This window comes from Flavobacterium hankyongi, assembly GCF_036840915.1.
In the GTDB taxonomy this organism is placed as follows: domain Bacteria; phylum Bacteroidota; class Bacteroidia; order Flavobacteriales; family Flavobacteriaceae; genus Flavobacterium; species Flavobacterium hankyongi.
On sequence record NZ_CP085725.1, the window covers coordinates 226,703 to 243,578 of the forward strand.

Below are 16,876 nucleotides of genomic sequence, written 5' to 3' on the forward strand. Positions count from 1 at the left end.
AAAGTAATTTTGGTTCAGTATGATTGAGATATTCACGGTAATACCTTAATGCACTCATTGACATTATAAAAAAAACCGTTGTCATTGACTGTGACATTAATTAACTAAAAAAGCCAGTCTATTTTAGACTGGCTTAGTTTGTAAAGGCAAAATATATCTTAGATAACGTTTACATTAGTTGCTGTTGGTCCCTTTTTTCCGTTTTCTACAGAGTAAGTTACCGAGTCGTTTTCACGTACTGTTTCATTTAGACCAGTAACATGCACGAACACATCATTACTACCATCATTTGGAGTAATAAATCCGAAGCCTTTTGCTTCATTGAAAAACTTGATTTTTCCTTCGTTCATAAAAATGATTATTTATTAAGCCACAAACATACAATATTTTTTTAAAAATTTTTCATTTATTTTTTTAAAGTATTAAATTATTTTTAAATTAAGGCTTTTAAAAATTATATTTTTTAATTTTTTAAATTGATTGAGTTTGATTCTTCTGTTTCATACAACGGTTTTCCACTTGCAAACGCGAGTTTCTATGTTTTTAAAATCTAAAATTATCATTGATTTAAATCGTAGCCGTTTTAAAAATAAAAAGGGAATACAAACAAATAAACAATAAACCTTCCCACACCGAAATTTTTTTGTCTTGGGTCAGTAAATAAAACAGAAGTCCACATGCTGCCATTACTGGTAATGAAAACTGAATAAGGTTATTTGTAACCGCAATTGTGCCAAAAAAGGATGCAATTGAAGGAATTACCAAGGTGTTAAAAATAGAAGAACCTAATACATTTCCTATGGCCATTTCGGCTTTTCCATTTTTTATGGCACTTATGTTAACTGTTAGTTCTGGTAAGGTTGTTCCAAGTGATAGTAATGTTAAAGCTACAATAGATTTTGGTATTGATAAATCAGTAGCTATTTTTTCAAGTGAAATAATTGTGTAATCAGCACCAAAATAGATTCCTACTGCTGATAATAACAATATCAACAAAGGAACGATAGGGAATTTTTCAGTTTTTATTTTTGCCGCTTCCTTATTTTTTGATTCCCCTTTTATTAGATAAATACTGTAAACAATAAACATTAATAACCCAAAAAATGACTCGGTAGCTTCCATTTTACCATCATAAGCGATTATATAGAAAAATAAAAAACTACCTATTAGATAGTTTAAATCAATATACATGTAACCACTTTTTAAAGAGATATTTTTCCTGTTTATAACCACAGCAAGACCTGTTATAAGAAGAATATTAGAAATGTTTGCACCAATGATGTTTCCTGATAATATTTCTGAAGCACCTTTATTTACAGATATTATACCTGAGATAAGTTCTGGTAACGAGGTTCCTATACCAACAATAAAAACACCAACCACAAAAGATGGCAGTTTTAAGTATTTTCCAATGGCTTCTGCAGAATTTGTAAAATAATTTGAAGATATTAAAAGCCCAGTAAGAGCCAGTAAAAAAACTAAGTAATACATTATCGATTTTATTTTATGCTACTAAAATAATCTAAATTACTTAACGTAAAAAAATATAGTACTTATTATAAAATTGTTTTGTGCTTAATTTTTAGAAACAAAAAAATGATTTGTTTATTTTGCGCAGCGGGTAATGTTATTTTAGCTCAGCACAAGCGAGACGCTCGCGTTATCTGGGATTTCAAATGATATTTGAAACGGATTTACTAATCGAGTTTTAGTTTCATCATTATATCAGTTTGTTTATCATTACCAAGTTTGAAAATATGTTTGTCAAAGGCTACAAATCCGTTTTTCTCGTAAAATCGTATTGCTCTATGATTTTCTTCCCAAACCCCAAGCCAAACATATTTCATATTGTTGACTCTTGCTATTTCAATGGCTTTATCAAAAAGAACTTGTCCCGCCTTTTTGTCATGAAATTCTTTTAGAACATAAATTCGCTCAATTTCCATAGCATCTTCGCTCTTTATTTCTGTTTGAGATTGGCCACTATTTACTTTTAAATATCCAATTGCTTTTCCTTTAAACAATGCAAAATAAAATTCAGAGTTTTTATCTGCAAGTTCTGCTTTCATCTTTTCGCTTGCAAAGCTATTTTCTAGATATTTTTTCATATCCTCTTCACTATTTTCGGAAGCGAAAGTTTCTTCAAAAGTACGTATTCCTATTTCCTGTAATTCATGTAAATCACTTACAGTTATTTTTCTAATTGTAATATCCATGCTTTATTTTTTACAAAGTTCTGTATTTGATTTCTGTAAAAATTTTACAAATGATAAAAAAGAATATTATTTGTTATTATTTCGTATTCTACTCAAACTGACTTGAGTTATGCCTAAATAGGACGCGATATGTCCCAGTTGTATCCTTTGAATAATACTAGGATGGTTTTTTAAAAGTTCGCCATAGCGTTCTGTAGCAGTTCCAAACTGTCTCGAAATAAGCCTCTCTTCAGCTTTTAAGAGTTCATATTCGGCAAATTTTCTGCCCCAGTTGGCTATTTCGATATTATCCTGAAATTGCTTTTTAAGATTTTCGGTAGTAAGTTTATAAAGCACACAATCTTCTAAAAGTTCGATGCTTTCGTATCCTTTTTGATTGTCGATATAGCTTTTTAAAGAAGCTATAGTATCACCTTCTTTTCCAAAGGAAAAAGTGACTTCATTGCCATCAGCTTCAAAAAATGTTCGGGCGATCCCTTTTTTAATGAAAAAGATATTTTTTTCAATTTTATCAGCTCTAATGACGATGGTGTTTTTAGGAAAACTTACTTCTTCCACATTTTCTTTTAGCAAGAGTTTAGCCGAAGTAGAAAGAGGATGTATTTTATCTATTATTTGATCGAAATTCATTTTATTGATGCTAGTCTCAAATATACAAAACGATACAATACAGTTTGCGCTTAACTTTTAAGAATAGAAGCTTAGTTACAGTGCAGTTTTATTTTTTTAGGAAGTACACTTAGCCTGTTGAAGTATCATCACATTAGTTGAAATATGAAATGAATTCAATTGTAGAAGTGTTTTTATGTTGTCTTCGTGAGCCTCAGACAACAGTTGGTATTCTGTTTCTTTTTTTTCATTTTAATTATTTAAGCACAAAATCTGTTTCCTTTTTTTAAAAAATATTTTTTTGAAACAAAAAGTGTGTCTAATTTGTAAAAATTCTATTTTAAAAACAAAGAGAGATTAAAAGTTTTTCATTTGCTACTGCGAGCGTCTCGCTCGTACTCACAGTCTGGGTGATTTCTTAAAAGTGTTTGCTTGTTGTGGTGGTCACAAGCGAGACGCTCGCGCTAACTGGGGGCTTTATATTTTGTATTTTTCTTTGAAGTCTTTAAGTTGTTTCTTTATGCTTTCGTTTTTTACGTTCTTTTCAGTATAGTCTAAAACACTTTCCCAAGTAAGAGGTTTAAAGTGATTTTTTAATTCGCTTTTCACAAATTTTGATTTTGCGTTTTCTGCTTGTTCTTTGATTTTTTTATTTCCACTAGGATATATAAAACAGACATACGAGTTTTCAGCTATGCAAATTAAGTTTCTCAGAATTTGATAATTTTCAAGAAAAACTTTTTGGTCGTGATATTTTTCTTTAATTGCGTTTAAATTGTCTTTATAAACATTGTCAAACTTTTGTTTATGTAAGTCGTCAGGCTTGGCTTTTCCAAATTCTTGTTCGGTATATTTTATCTCGAAAAATACATTTTTGCCTGAAACTGTTTTTATATAAAAATCGAAACTTGTTGGTCTATAGTTTTTATTCTTTTCAATGTCTGACGCTTTTTCAAAGCAAGTATTATCATAATCAATTTCTTCATTTAGACCAATTAACATCAAAATTACGTCGAGTTCATTTTCTGCAAGTAGAGGATAAAAGAAATTCAAACACATTGCTTGTGAAGAATTTAAATGATGGAAATAGATGTGTTTTTTAATTTTTTTCTTTTCAAGATATTCTATTAAATTGTCTCTATATGTCTCCAATAAGTTTAAAACTTCCTCTTCTTTTGGCAAAATATGATGATAAAAGTTTTCACTATTTCTCCACTTTCCGTTTTCTATTTCACCAAACCATTTTTCTTTGTTCTTTTCAAAATGGGCTTTAATTTCTTTTTGATATGACATTGATGGTTTGATTTATTATAGTTTGTTAATAAGCACGAGCGAGACGCTCGCGCTAGCAGGGGAATCCTTGTTAATTACCCATAGGATTAGCATCAGCTTTCATAAAAACAGTTCCCACTTTTTTATATTTCATTATTTTTCCTTTTATACACAAAGAATACATTCCATTTCCTAAACTTTCTGTTAGATTTATAAATTTCACATCTTTGACAGTACAATCATTTTCTACTGCAGCATGTTTTCTTAATCTTTCATTTGCTTTTGATGCGTCTTTTTCTAAATTACATTCAGGTAGGTTAGATTTAACGTCAACATATTCCCAGGTTTTGTCACTTTTTAAAATTACTTTTTTCCCGTTTTCAGTTGTTGCGGTTTGTGTTTGAGAATAGATTGCAGTTGTAATGAATAAAATTAATAAAGTAAACAAATTTTTCATAATTCGATTTTATAAGTTTCTGTTTGATATACTGTTAGAAAAACAGTCATATTACTTACAAATATACATAATAACCGATTGAAATTCTTTATCGTCCATACTATGAGAAATTAGATATTTTGTATGTCTTTTTTAAATATTTTTTGATACAAAGAATGTGTCTAATTTCGAAAAGTTATATTTTAGACAAAGAGTAGTTAAAAGTTTTGCATGGATAAAAATATACACAATCGAGTATAACGAGTGATATGTTTGCATTTGGACACTGCTATTAGAGTAATGTTTTTTTGATAGTATAATTAAATTTCTTTTAATTTGAATAGTTAAATAAATTTAGTATGTCAGAACTCAGAAAATATATTGACTTTGAAGAGGAAGCATTGAATGATGAAATTAATTTAGATATTTTAAATACTTCACTACCAAATATTATTGATTATGTGACTCGTTTCGGAGATTTAAAATTAAAATATGATCATCTGACTTTTTCTTTTGAAAATATTGAAGATTATACTTTAAGATGTTTATTAAAGGATATTTGTAATCATTTTAACAATAATTACCCAAGTATAGATGATATTTTTGTTCAACAATCTTTTATAGTTAGAGATTCTATAAATAACAGATTTAATACAAGAGACTTTTTAATTAAAAGATTTGAAAATTACACCCCAATTTTAGGTTGTCCTAAAAGAGAATCAGAAAACGTTAATTTAAACAATACCTTTTTAGAGTCATTATAATTTCTATAAAAAATGTAGGTTAAGTGAATTCAACTTTAATAATTTGTAAGTATATGAACCATTAATTTACTTAAAGATCATATTACCCAAACCTGCAAAAAATAAAAGCAGGAAAGAAAAATAATTATAAGCAGTATTTTACACTGTCATAGAAAACAACTGTTTTTGAGCTGTTTTGCGTTTTATTTTTTTCTAATTGTTCCAGAGCCAAATTCGGTTTTATCTCCGTTAGGATATAATTTAAAATAGCCAGCTGCGCAAAGTCTCCTGACTTTGAGCTAATATTAGACTGTTAGTTATTTCATTTTAAGTAATTATTTGCTATTAAATAAATGTAATATTCTGTTTTTTTAAACAAAATTCATGATTACACAAAGTCAGGAGACTTTGCGTAGCAGGTAAATTGATTTCCAGTAATCAGCTATTTTTCCTCCAAATTGTTTTGAACGCATTTTTTTACAAAAAATAAAGTTTGTTTAAAATGTTAAGATAAGATTTTAATTTCCAAAACATCTCATTAAAGTTGAAGTAAAATGTACAAAGAGATATTTTTTATTACGATTTAAATTCAAATTTTAGAAAACCACTTTTAGTAGCTGGTTTTTATTGAATTGATTTTTTCTGTTTCTTCCTTTCTATGAAGAAGTAAAACTAATCCTAAAGCAAAAAGTAAACAACTTAGTACCATATAAATTCCATCTTTCAATATAAAAAATGAAAAACCAACTGCTGGTGCACCAACTATAACCATTAAAGAGCTGATAGGATAGGTTTTGATAAAATTTAATGCATGGGCTGCTAATCCAACAAATAGCAAAGATGGCCCAATGATGATAAATGGATATAAAATAGAAGGAGTATTACTTATATGTTTACTTAATTCCATTTTAGCGTTCTCATCATTTCCAAAACTCCACATTATGAAATCAATAGTACAAAGGCCTACGTGTGCAATTACACCTAAGGTTGTAATAAAAGAAGCGAAAGTGTTAAGATTATTTTTAGGAAATACTTTATTGAATGAAAGTAATAATACTGCTCCAATTAAATTAAACCAATGTGCAAAATCTATTGGTTTTTGAAAGTATGATAATTTTGAACCTTGAGAAAACATTATATAGCTAATAACAAAAAGGGACAATCCGATTAAACAAATATTTTTTGGTTTCATAGTTTTTTAATAAAGTTGATTGTTTTATAATTTGTTAAAGCTTTAATTTTTTATTATTTTAGTGATACTAACTTTATTAGAGTCGTTTAATAATTTTACTAAATAAGTGCCTTTCTGAAATTCACTTATGTTATAGTTTTCTTGTGAGTCAAATTCTTTTAATATCTTACCTTCTAAACTGATAATTGTGACTTTAGTTATTTTGGAATTATTTATTTTAAAATAATCGATTACTGGATTTGGGGAAATTATTATCTTTTTATCTTCAAATGAAAAATCATTAGTACTTAAAGATTCATTGGAAAGTTTAATTACCCAAACATCAGAACCCAATATCCCAGAATTTTCTGTTTGACCTGATACTAAATAACCACCATCACTTGTTTGTATTATTGTATTTGCTGCTTCATTTGTTCCAACTCCTAATGACTTTTGCCAAATTAAATTTCCACTCTCCGATATTTTCACTAACCAAAAATCACGTCCACCATTATTAGAGGTTAAATCTCCATTTGTTGAATCAGAAAGTCCAATAGCAATATAGTTTCCATCAGTTGTTTCAATAATATTAGAAATTTGTTCTCCATTCGATCCACCGTATGTTTTTTGCCAAAGTATCGTGCCTAATGGGTTTATTTTTAAAACCCAAAAGTCAAAATAACCTCCATGGTTACTAGTCACGTCATGATTGAAAGATTGTGTAGATGCTCCAATGATGAAGTTTCCATCTGATGCTTCAATAATTGAACTACTATAGTCCCAATTGGAACCACCAAAACATTTTTGCCAAATTAAGTTACCTGTACTGTCTGTTTTTACAACTAATACATCACTACTGCCGTGATAATTTGGCAAGTTTGAAGAATAAGTTTCACCAGTCATTATATATCCTCCATCAGATGTTTTAATAATCTCTAATAATGAATCCAAATCTGAGCCTCCATAATTTTTTTTCCATTCTAAAACACCAATACTATTTGTTTTAATCACCCAAAAATCCCTACTTCCATTATTAGCATTTGAGTCTCCGTCGATTGAATTGGAAAATCCCCCAATGACAAATCCTCCGTCTGGTGTTTCAATAAAATTTCGAGCTAAATCATAATTACTTCCGCCATAAGTTCTTTGCCACAAAATTGTCCCACTTGGATTAACTCTCATTAAAAAAAGATCACTTTGACCTCTATTGAATGAAAAATCATAATCATTAGATTCTGTACCTCCTGAAATCAAATAATCACCGTTTGAAGCTATTTTTATTTCGGTTCCATTATCATTAAAATCACCACCAATTGATTTTTGCCACTCAAGTATTCCTGAACTGTTTATTTTTAAAAGTAAAATTTCTTGATTATAATGATAGTTTGGAATATTGGAAGAATTGGTAACTCCAACTATAATATATCCACCATCAGGTGTTTGTTTTTGATCATATACAGTATCAAAACTATTTCCGCCATAATAATACTGCCATTCAACATTAGGAATTTGCGAAAAACAATTCATTACTATTAAAGTAATAATAAGGGTAATTTTATTTTTCATATGACTCTTTGTTTTGGCTTAATAATAGTATCTCTAATTCAGAAATATTTGTAGTAGCCATCTACATGGCTATCTCAATACCCAAACCTACAAAAAATAAAAGCAGTAAAGCAAAATATTTATTAACAGGATTTTACACTGTCATCGAGAACAATTGTGTTTGTGGTGCATTGCGTTTTAGTCGTAAATCGAAAGCCATGCAAATGTTACGAACAAATGGTTTTCCTTTTTCAGTAACGGTAATGGCATTGTGCTGGATAATGAGTAAACCGTCGTTTTCCATTTCTTGCAGTTGTAATAGCACTTCGGGTAATTCTTCAAAATAGAAATAATTATCGTCCCATGATGTGGTGAACTGACACATTAAATTCAGGATGTGTTTACGGATAATTAAATCTTCATCGTTTAATATATGTCCTTTGCAAACTGGTATTTCGTTGTTTTCTAATCGCGTATAATAGTCTTCTAGTGTTTTTTCGTTTTGCGCAAAACCGTACCAACTGTCACTAATAGAAGAAGCGCCTAAACCAATCATCAACTGTGTTTTAGATGAGGTATATCCCATAAAATTGCGATGTAGTTTCCCTTCCTGAAACGCTTGGAACATGCTGTCTTTTTTGTGTGCGAAATGATCCATACCAATTTCATGATAGCCTTTTTTAGCCAACAATTGTTTACCTACTTCGTACAAACGACGTTTCTCATCATCTTTAGGAACATCTTCGTCTTTAAAACCGCGTTGGCCGTTGCCTTTTATCCAAGGAACATGTGCATAGCTGTAAAAAGCCAATCGGTCGGGGGAAAGTGCTTTGGTTTTTTCTATAGTATCAACAATATTTTCAAGTGTTTGAAATGGTAGTCCAAAAATTAAATCGTGTGAAATAGAGGTGTAACCAATTTCTTTTGCCCAAAACGTTACTTTGGCTACATTATGAAATGGTTGAATCCTGTGAATAGCTTGTTGTACTTTATCTGAGTAATCCTGTACGCCAAAACTTACTCTGCGAAAACCTAAATTGTACAATCTTTGTAAATGTTCACGAGTAGTATTGTTAGGATGACCTTCAAAACTAAATTCGTGGTCTTTTGCTTTTTCAGCTCTTTTGAAAATTCCGTTGATAAGGTTTTCAAGATTTTCGGGAGAGAAAAATGTTGGTGTTCCTCCACCCAAATGAATTTCTTTAATGATAGGTTTTTCAGGAAATACATCGCAGTACAAATTCCATTCTTTTAAAACCGCTTCGATGTAAGGATGCTCAACCTCATGACGCTTGGTTATACGTTTATGACAACCACAAAATGTACACAAACTTTCGCAAAAAGGGAGATGAATATAAAGACTAATCCCTTCAGAAACATTGCTTTCTGAAAATGATTTGATAAAGCTTTTTTTCCAACTTTCTACAGAAAATGTTGTCTCATCCCAATAGGGAACTGTTGGATAACTTGTATATCGTGGTCCTGGAACATTGTATTTTTGAACTAATGAAGTTGTCATATTCTATGATTTACAAGTTCAAAGGTATGATGGTCTTTGTTAATGGAAAATGATAATTGTCATACTCGCACTTTGTCTTGATATACACTTCGACTTCGCTCAGTGTCTTAGAAGTAAAGTTTTATTTTTTTAAGTAATTATGTTTCGGAATTGGTAGGTCGCACACTGAGCGTAGTCGAAGTGTGGGCAAGAAAAGAATCGTAAATAAAAAAGAGAGGCATTTGCCTCTCTTTTTAAAATTATATAACAAATCGTTTAAACTGTTTTTTGTACTACTTCAAAAATAGCTCCATCTTCACATTTTAAAGTTTTAGAAGGGTATTTCATTAATAAAGCATAATCGTGAGTGGCCATAATAATGGTTTTTCCGTTTTGGTTAATTTTTTTCAAAACTTCCATAACTTCCACACTAGTTTGTGGGTCAAGATTTCCAGTTGGTTCATCGGCAAGTATTAACTCAGGATCATTTAATAAGGCTCTAGCAATGGCAACACGTTGTTGTTCTCCACCAGATAATTGATGAGGCATTTTATTTGCTAGATTTTTCATTCCTACTTTATCCAATACTTCGTCAATTTTATCCTGCATGGCTTGGGCATCTTCCCATCCTGTCGCTTTTAAAACAAAAAGCATATTGTTGTTTACGCTTCGGTCTGGTAGTAATTTAAAGTCTTGAAAAACAATACCAATTTTTCTTCTCAAAAAAGGAATGTCATCATCAATTAAACCATTCAAATCATAGTCAACAATAGTTCCTTCACCATGAGTTAACGGTAAATCAGCATAAAGTGTTTTCATGAAACTACTTTTTCCAGATCCAGTTTTTCCAATAATATACAAAAATTCTCCCGGAGTTACCTTAAGATTTATATCTGATAAAATTTTGTTTCCTTCTTGATATATGTTAACGCTGTTTAACGATAATATGGTTTGCGACATGATTTGTGATTTATTTTCGTAAAAGTAATAAGTTAACGAACGTATTCAAAATAAATTTTATCAAATCAAGTAAATAGATACTAAACCTTTTTTTTCATCGTTTTTAAAACAAGAAACCTTATTTTTGAATACTAAAATTTTCTTCATGCATAAATTCAAATTGTCAGTCTTGTTGGTTCTTTTTTCAGGTTCGAGTGCGCTCTTTGCACAACAATCTGAAATTTACACTAATAATTTAGTAGATTATAATAAAGCACTTACTTTATACAGAGATAAGCAGTATCAATCGGCACAAATTATTTTTGAACAGGTTAAACAAAAAGCAAACAATGAACTTGAGGCAGATTGTAGTTATTATATTGCTAATTGTGCTATTCGATTAAATCAGTCGAATGCTGAAGATAAGATGGAAAGTTTTGTGAAAAATTATCCAACAAGTTCTAAGCAAAATTTAGCCTATTCTGAAGTAGCGATGTACTACTTTGAGCAAGGAAAATATCCACAAGCTTTGGAGTGGTTTGATAAAGTAGATGAATCGACTTTAACGCAAGGTGAATTAGAAAAGTTTAACTTTTACAAAGGGTATAGCTTTTTTAATTCTGGAAAGAAGAAAGAAGCTTCACAATACTTCAATAAAGTCATTAATTCTCCAGAATTTGGTTCACAAGCAAAATATTATTTAGGTTTTATGGCCTATGAAGGAGATGATTATAAAGAAGCTTCTAAATATTTTGATGCCGTTTCTGGAGAAGAGAAATACAAAGAAAAACTTTCGTACTTCCAGGCAGATATGAACTTTAAGTTAGGGAAGTTTGAAGAAGCTATCAAATTAGGTAAAGCTGCAATGGCTAAATCGAATGAAATAGAAAAATCGGAACTGAATAAAATTATTGGAGAAAGTCACTTTAATTTAAAACAATACGATAAGGCAATTCCTTATCTAAAAGAATACAAAGGCAAAAAAGGGAAGTGGAATAATACCGATTATTATCAGTTAGGGTATGCATATTATAAACAAAATGATTACGAAAATGCTATCACACAGTTCAATAAAATTATTGGTGGTAATGATTTTGTAGCACAAAACGCCTATTATCACTTAGGAGAAAGTTATTTAAAAACTGATAAAAAGCAACAGGCTTTAAATGCTTTTAAAAACGCTTCTGAAATGAATTTCGAAGCAAAAATTCAAGAAGACGCTTACCTTAATTATGCTCGATTGAGTTACGATATAGGTAACTCATATCAAAGTGTACCTGATGTATTGAATGGGTTTATGACTAAATATCCTAACAATCCTAACAAAACAGAAATCGAAGGACTTTTAGTTAACTCGTACATTACTTCGAAGAATTACAAAGAAGCTTTGACTTTATTAGAAAAAAATAAGTCATTAGGAGCCAAGGGAGCATATCAAAAAGTTTCTTTTTATAGGGGTATAGAATTATTTACTGATGGAAATTATAAAGAAGCTTTAGCCATTTTTAAAAAGTCAATCGCAGAGCAAAAAGAGGCTAAATTTTCGGCAAGAGGAACTTTCTGGAAAGCAGAAACAGAATACGTTTTAGATGATTTTCAGAATGCATTATTGAGTTTCAAACAATTTGCAAATTATCCAGAAGCGAAAACTACAGATGAGTTTAAAAACATTGATTATAACATTGCGTATTGTCATTTTAAATTAAAGGAATACGATCAAGCTGGAAACTATTTTGAGCGTTATACTGAAATTTCACGTGATGATAAAACACGTTTAACTGACGCCTATTTACGCTTAGGAGATTGTCGTTTTGTGACTTCAAAATACAATCCAGCGTTAGAAGCGTATGACAAAGCCATAAATCTAAAAACAGTAGATGCTGATTATGCAGCGTACCACAAAGCCATTTGTTATGGTTTTATGGGTAAGAATGATAAAAAAATAACCGAGTTTAATCAGTTTATTAAAAATTATCCGAAGTCACAATATCGTGATGATGCTATGTTTGAATTGGCAAATACCTATACGACTGTAAATGAAACAGCATCTGCAATAAAGACTTATGATAATTTAATTGAAGAATACAAAAACGGAAATTACTCTGCAAAAGCAATTCTTCGTCAAGGACTTATTTATTATAACGGAGACAAAGACGATTTGGCTTTAACCAAATTCAAAAAAGTAGCTTCAGAATTTCCTCGTACAGATGAATCGTTAGAAGCAGTTAAAACAGCTCGTTTAATCTATGTTGATAAAGGTCGTGTTGATGAATATGCTGCTTGGGTAAAAACACTAGATTTTGTTGAAGTTTCTGATGCTGAATTAGACAATGACTCATGGGAAGCCGCCGAAAAGCAATATTTACAAGGCAATACTAAACAGGCTATTTCGAATTTAAACAGTTATGTCTCTAATTTTCCTAACGGATTGCACGCTTTGAAAGCTAATTTTTACTTGGCTGAATCTTATTTTAAAGACAATGCTGCAAGTAATTCGGTTAAAAATTATGAATTTGTTGTTGCTAAAAACAGAAATGAATTTACAGAACAGTCATTATCTCGTCTTTGCGAAATTTTCGTGAAGAAAGGTGATTTTGAAAAAGCGATTCCAGTTTTAAGTAGATTGGAAATGGAGTCAGATTTTCCTCAAAACAAAACGTATGCGCAAGCTAACTTGATGAAGGCTTACTACGAAGGAAAGGACTATGCAAAAGCGGTAGTATATGCTGATAAAGTATTGGAAAATCCTAAAACAGACAATAAAATAAAGAGTGATGCTCAAATTATCGTAGCACGTTCAGCAATTAAAGCAGGTGATGAGGTTAAAGCTAAGGATGCTTATGCTAAATTATTAAAAATTGCTAAAGGAGAATTAGCCGCAGAAGCGTTGTATTATGATGCCTATTTCAAAAACAAAGAATCAAAATTTGAAGCATCTAATACTGTAGTTCAAAAATTGGCAAAAGATTATTCGGGTTATAAATATTTTGGTGCCAAAGGCTTAATTGTAATGGCTAAAAACTTCTACGGATTAAAAGATAGTTTCCAAGCTACTTATATTTTAGAAAGTGTGATCAAAAACTTTAAGGAATTTGATGATGTTGTCACCGAAGCACAAACCGAACTAAATGCTATCAAAGCTGAAGAGGCAAAAACAAATTCATCTGTTAAATAGATAAGAGATAATAGACGAATGGATAATAGAGATATGAAAGAAGTAGCATTCAAGAGGCATAATTTTAAAAAACTTAAAATTTGGCAAATGGGAATGGAATTAGCAAGAATGATTTTTGAAAAAACTGAAATTTTTCCTGAAACAGAAAAATATGGATTAATTTCTCAAATGAATCGTTGTGTGATTTCTATACCGTCTAATATTTCTGAAGGTTCTAGCAGAACAAATAAATCGTTTGCTCATTTTTTAGATATAAGTTTAGGTTCTTCTTTTGAACTACAAACACAAGTTCTATTGGCAAATATTAAAGGATATTTGACCGAACAACAAACCAAAGATTTAGAATCAAAAATTGAAGAATTTCAAAAAGCAACAATGACTTTTCAAAATACATTGAATTAATTATGATTTCAACAAAGCAAAAATATAATCAATCATCTCGTACTAATTTTAATAGTCTTTCATCTATTTGTCTATTATCTATCTGTCTGTTATTTGGACAAATAACAAAGGCTCAAAAGAAAGACGAGAATATTGGGACAGAAGTAGTAAATGTTGTGAAACCTTATTCACCAACAGTTTCTGATGCGTTCAAAGTAAAAGAAGTGCCATCATTAGATGATAACGAGACGTCAAAAAAAGAGGAAGTGAAATATCAAATTTTTTCATTCCCTGTGGCTTCAACTTTTACACCTGCAAAAGGTAAAGCAGCTGGTGTAGAAAAAGCAAAACAAGAAACCTTATATCCTAATTATGTTACGGCAGGAATAGGTAACTACTTAACGGCAAACACCGAGTTGTTTTTGACTCATAAGTTGGACAACTATCAGTATGTAGGAGGAAAAGTGACTCATTTATCATCACAAGGAGGAATTAAAGGTGTTGATTTAAATGATAAATTTTCTGAAACAGGTATTAATGCTATGTATGGTTATAACAGAAATGAAATCGATTTTAAAGCCATTTTAGGATATAAAACTGAAATGTATAACTGGTACGGAGTCCCAATGGAAAGTTCAAATTATGATCCAGCTTACAATTTATTAATTAAGCCTAGTCATAAATATTCTACCTTGTCTTTGGGTGGTGATTTAGGAATTTCTAAAAGCTTTTTCGAAAAGGTGAATGTAGGTTTTATATCGTTTACAGATAACTATAGTTCTTCAGAAAATAGATTTATTATTAAGCCTGTATTTAATTTTGATGTAGGAGAATCTGCTGTAAAAGTTAAGTTTGGTTTAGATTATTTAAATACAAAATTCGATACATCTTATCAATTAACAACTCCTGTAGCTGGGACTGATTATAGAATCGAAAAATCAAATTTTATTGTAAACGCTAATCCAAGCTTCAAAATTTTAAGAGATGATCTATCAATCGAATTAGGAGCTGATCTTGCTTATTTTTCAAGAATGAAAGATGTTTATGCAGGTATGGAAAACAATACTAAAAGTGATTTCTTTATTTATCCAAAAATTAATGCTTCGTACAAATTAGTAGGAGATTTAATGGTTTTTGTTGCTGGTGCCGAAGGAGGATTAAAGCAAAGCTCATATGCTGATTTCGCTGCTGTAAATAAATTTTTATCACCAACATTATTAATAGAACCTTCAGATAACCAATACAATATTTATGCAGGGTTAAGAGGTAAGTTGGCGAGTGCCGTGGCTTATAATGTGAAAGCTTCTTATGATGCTACAAATAATAAACCTTTGTTTAAATCAAATCCTTTACTGTCTGATCCTTCAACCAATTATAGTTTCGGAAATTCATTTATTGTCGTATATGATAACGTAAAAACACTTTCTTTCTTTGGTGAAATAAAGGCAGATATCAATAAAAATGTAACTTTTGGAATTAATGCAGAGGTTATGGATTACGGGACAAAGTTTGAAAGAGAAGCTTGGAATTTACCAACAGTTAAAGGTTCCTTAACTGCCGATTTTAATATTGGGAAAAAATGGTATGCAGGAACGCAGCTTTACTTTGTTGGTGAAAGAAAAGACGAATTCACTAGCTTTTCAGGTTTTGCAGTTCCTGATGAAACGCAAACTCTTGATAGTTATTTTGATATCAATGCACACATTGGTTATAAATTCAACGACCGATTTACATTTTTCTTAAAAGGCAACAATTTAGCAAATCAAAATTATAACCGTTGGCTTAATTATCCAGTACAAGGAGTTCAAGGAATATTTGGAGCCAGTTATAAATTTGACTTTTAGAAATAAAACCGTCTTATGTGTAGATATTTACTGTTTTTGCTTTTTTTTTCAATCAGTGCTTTTTCACAAACAATTTTAGGTAAAGTAACGGATGAGAATAATGAACCTTTGTATAACGCTAATGTTTATTTTGAAGGTACTACTATTCATACTTTGACAGATTCATCAGGGAATTTTACATTAAATTTAAGTAAAAAAATTAATACTCCTTTAGTGATTACTTTTATGGGATATGATGCTTATTTTATTTCAGATCCTTTCCAAAATACAAAACTTCAAATAAAATTAAACCCTAAACTGAATCAACTAAGAGAAATTAAGATAGAAAGTCAGTATTTTTCTAGGGAAGACAAAATGAAGATTTTTAAACAACAATTTTTAGGAGAAACGCAAGCAAGTAAATATTGTACAATCGAAAATGAAGATGATATAAATTTTTATTACGATGTAAAATCTTTAACCCTAAATGCCTATGCAGATAAGCCTTTAAAAATTATTAATAAGTATTTAGAATATGAACTTGAATTTGATTTGATTGAATTTAAAATTAAGTTTTTTAAAAGAAGTATAAAAAAATCAGATGTGACAGATAGTTTTTATCTTGGAACTTCCGTATTTAAAGATATTTCAAAATTTGAAAAAATAAAAAAGATTAGAGATCATGTTTACTATGGTTCGACAAAGCACTTTTTTAAAGCAATAATTGATAACGATTTTAATGAAAAAAGTTTTCAATTGTTTAAGAATCGTTTCCAAGTCCCTCTAAATATGTATTTTATTACATCAAAAGAGGATGATTTAAATAAAGTTGAGATTCGCGATAAGGAAGGAATGTTTAGAGTAGAGGGGGTAGAGAAATTTTATTCTCAATTTAGTCTTTTATTTAAGAAATCAAATCAATCTAATGTTGTTTTTCGAACAAATACATTCTATGTAGATGATTATGGTAACAATTCAGAAAATGATAAAATAGAATTTGGAGGTAAAATTTCTGAAGGCAGAATTGCAAATATGCTTCCAATGGATTATTTACCAAAATAAAACATT

At 30.1% G+C, this 16,876-nt stretch carries 15 protein-coding genes; 5 read left to right on the forward strand and 10 right to left on the reverse strand.

All coding sequences use genetic code 11. The features are described from left to right. Nucleotides 1-158 precede the first annotated feature (158 nt). The 6 genes from LJY17_RS01100 to LJY17_RS01125 form a co-directional block, all read right to left on the reverse strand. The gene (locus LJY17_RS01100; RefSeq protein ID WP_264542032.1) at nt 159-350 is read right to left on the reverse strand and encodes a cold-shock protein; all 192 of its coding nucleotides are present in this window, start codon (nt 348-350) and stop codon (nt 159-161) included. Between the two features lie 217 nt (nt 351-567). Next, nucleotides 568-1,491, reverse strand: a complete 924-nt coding sequence (locus LJY17_RS01105; RefSeq protein ID WP_264542033.1) for a sodium:calcium antiporter — start codon at nt 1,489-1,491, stop codon at nt 568-570. Nucleotides 1,492-1,697: 206 nt separating this feature from the next. Further along, a complete protein-coding gene (locus LJY17_RS01110) occupies nt 1,698-2,216 on the reverse strand; it encodes a GNAT family N-acetyltransferase (RefSeq protein WP_264542034.1) in 519 nt (172 codons plus the stop codon). A gap of 66 nt (nt 2,217-2,282) precedes the next feature. After that, the gene (locus LJY17_RS01115) at nt 2,283-2,846 is read right to left on the reverse strand and encodes a Crp/Fnr family transcriptional regulator (RefSeq protein ID WP_264542035.1); all 564 of its coding nucleotides are present in this window, start codon (nt 2,844-2,846) and stop codon (nt 2,283-2,285) included. 456 nt (nt 2,847-3,302) lie between these two features. After that, nucleotides 3,303-4,118, reverse strand: coding sequence for a PGN_0703 family putative restriction endonuclease (locus tag LJY17_RS01120; RefSeq protein WP_264542036.1), 816 nt, complete (start codon nt 4,116-4,118; stop codon nt 3,303-3,305). A gap of 70 nt (nt 4,119-4,188) precedes the next feature. Continuing rightward, a complete protein-coding gene (locus LJY17_RS01125; protein WP_264542037.1) occupies nt 4,189-4,554 on the reverse strand; it encodes a DUF3157 family protein in 366 nt (121 codons plus the stop codon). A 338-nt stretch (nt 4,555-4,892) separates the two neighbouring features. Here LJY17_RS01125 and LJY17_RS01130 point away from each other — a divergent pair, with 338 nt between their 5' ends. Continuing rightward, nucleotides 4,893-5,297, forward strand: coding sequence for a hypothetical protein (locus tag LJY17_RS01130; RefSeq protein WP_264542038.1), 405 nt, complete (start codon nt 4,893-4,895; stop codon nt 5,295-5,297). Nucleotides 5,298-5,886: 589 nt separating this feature from the next. Here the strand turns inward: LJY17_RS01130 and LJY17_RS01135 are convergent. From LJY17_RS01135 to LJY17_RS01150, 4 genes are all read right to left on the reverse strand, one after another. Continuing rightward, nucleotides 5,887-6,468, reverse strand: coding sequence for a hypothetical protein (locus tag LJY17_RS01135; RefSeq protein ID WP_264542039.1), 582 nt, complete (start codon nt 6,466-6,468; stop codon nt 5,887-5,889). Between the two features lie 42 nt (nt 6,469-6,510). Then, entirely contained in the window at nt 6,511-8,013 is a 1,503-nt protein-coding gene (locus tag LJY17_RS01140; RefSeq protein WP_264542040.1) for a T9SS type A sorting domain-containing protein, read from the reverse strand. A gap of 133 nt (nt 8,014-8,146) precedes the next feature. Further along, nucleotides 8,147-9,511 carry an oxygen-independent coproporphyrinogen III oxidase gene (gene hemN, locus LJY17_RS01145; protein ID WP_264542041.1) on the reverse strand — a complete coding sequence of 455 codons (1,365 nt, stop codon included), beginning with the start codon at nt 9,509-9,511 and terminating at the stop codon, nt 8,147-8,149. A gap of 255 nt (nt 9,512-9,766) precedes the next feature. Beyond that, complete coding sequence (locus LJY17_RS01150) at nt 9,767-10,450, reverse strand: cell division ATP-binding protein FtsE (protein ID WP_264542042.1); 684 nt, start codon at nt 10,448-10,450, stop codon at nt 9,767-9,769. 145 nt (nt 10,451-10,595) lie between these two features. On the opposite strand from LJY17_RS01150, the gene LJY17_RS01155 reads away from it, so the two are divergent. The 4 genes from LJY17_RS01155 to LJY17_RS01170 are packed head-to-tail and all read left to right on the forward strand — an operon-like array spanning nt 10,596 to nt 16,870. Beyond that, on the forward strand, nt 10,596-13,604 hold the full coding sequence (locus LJY17_RS01155; protein WP_264542043.1) for a tetratricopeptide repeat protein: 3,009 nt from the start codon (nt 10,596-10,598) through the stop codon (nt 13,602-13,604). An 18-nt stretch (nt 13,605-13,622) separates the two neighbouring features. After that, complete coding sequence (locus tag LJY17_RS01160) at nt 13,623-14,006, forward strand: four helix bundle protein (protein WP_264542044.1); 384 nt, start codon at nt 13,623-13,625, stop codon at nt 14,004-14,006. 2 nt (nt 14,007-14,008) lie between these two features. After that, complete coding sequence (locus LJY17_RS01165; protein ID WP_264542045.1) at nt 14,009-15,829, forward strand: TonB-dependent receptor; 1,821 nt, start codon at nt 14,009-14,011, stop codon at nt 15,827-15,829. A gap of 15 nt (nt 15,830-15,844) precedes the next feature. Then, nucleotides 15,845-16,870 carry a carboxypeptidase-like regulatory domain-containing protein gene (locus LJY17_RS01170; RefSeq protein WP_264542046.1) on the forward strand — a complete coding sequence of 342 codons (1,026 nt, stop codon included), beginning with the start codon at nt 15,845-15,847 and terminating at the stop codon, nt 16,868-16,870. Nucleotides 16,871-16,876 lie beyond the last annotated feature (6 nt).

Coding starts and splice junctions, on each gene's coding strand:
- LJY17_RS01130 (WP_264542038.1), top strand. CDS start 4,893: ATGTCAGAACTCAGAAAATATATTGACTTTGAAGAGGAAGCATTGAAT.
- LJY17_RS01155 (WP_264542043.1), top strand. CDS start 10,596: ATGCATAAATTCAAATTGTCAGTCTTGTTGGTTCTTTTTTCAGGTTCG.
- LJY17_RS01125 (WP_264542037.1), bottom strand. CDS start 4,554: ATGAAAAATTTGTTTACTTTATTAATTTTATTCATTACAACTGCAATC.
- LJY17_RS01170 (WP_264542046.1), top strand. CDS start 15,845: ATGTGTAGATATTTACTGTTTTTGCTTTTTTTTTCAATCAGTGCTTTT.
- LJY17_RS01140 (WP_264542040.1), bottom strand. CDS start 8,013: ATGAAAAATAAAATTACCCTTATTATTACTTTAATAGTAATGAATTGT.
- LJY17_RS01100 (WP_264542032.1), bottom strand. CDS start 350: ATGAACGAAGGAAAAATCAAGTTTTTCAATGAAGCAAAAGGCTTCGGA.
- LJY17_RS01165 (WP_264542045.1), top strand. CDS start 14,009: ATGATTTCAACAAAGCAAAAATATAATCAATCATCTCGTACTAATTTT.
- LJY17_RS01115 (WP_264542035.1), bottom strand. CDS start 2,846: ATGAATTTCGATCAAATAATAGATAAAATACATCCTCTTTCTACTTCG.
- LJY17_RS01110 (WP_264542034.1), bottom strand. CDS start 2,216: ATGGATATTACAATTAGAAAAATAACTGTAAGTGATTTACATGAATTA.
- LJY17_RS01105 (WP_264542033.1), bottom strand. CDS start 1,491: ATGTATTACTTAGTTTTTTTACTGGCTCTTACTGGGCTTTTAATATCT.
- LJY17_RS01120 (WP_264542036.1), bottom strand. CDS start 4,118: ATGTCATATCAAAAAGAAATTAAAGCCCATTTTGAAAAGAACAAAGAA.
- LJY17_RS01150 (WP_264542042.1), bottom strand. CDS start 10,450: ATGTCGCAAACCATATTATCGTTAAACAGCGTTAACATATATCAAGAA.
- LJY17_RS01160 (WP_264542044.1), top strand. CDS start 13,623: ATGGATAATAGAGATATGAAAGAAGTAGCATTCAAGAGGCATAATTTT.
- hemN (WP_264542041.1), bottom strand. CDS start 9,511: ATGACAACTTCATTAGTTCAAAAATACAATGTTCCAGGACCACGATAT.
- LJY17_RS01135 (WP_264542039.1), bottom strand. CDS start 6,468: ATGAAACCAAAAAATATTTGTTTAATCGGATTGTCCCTTTTTGTTATT.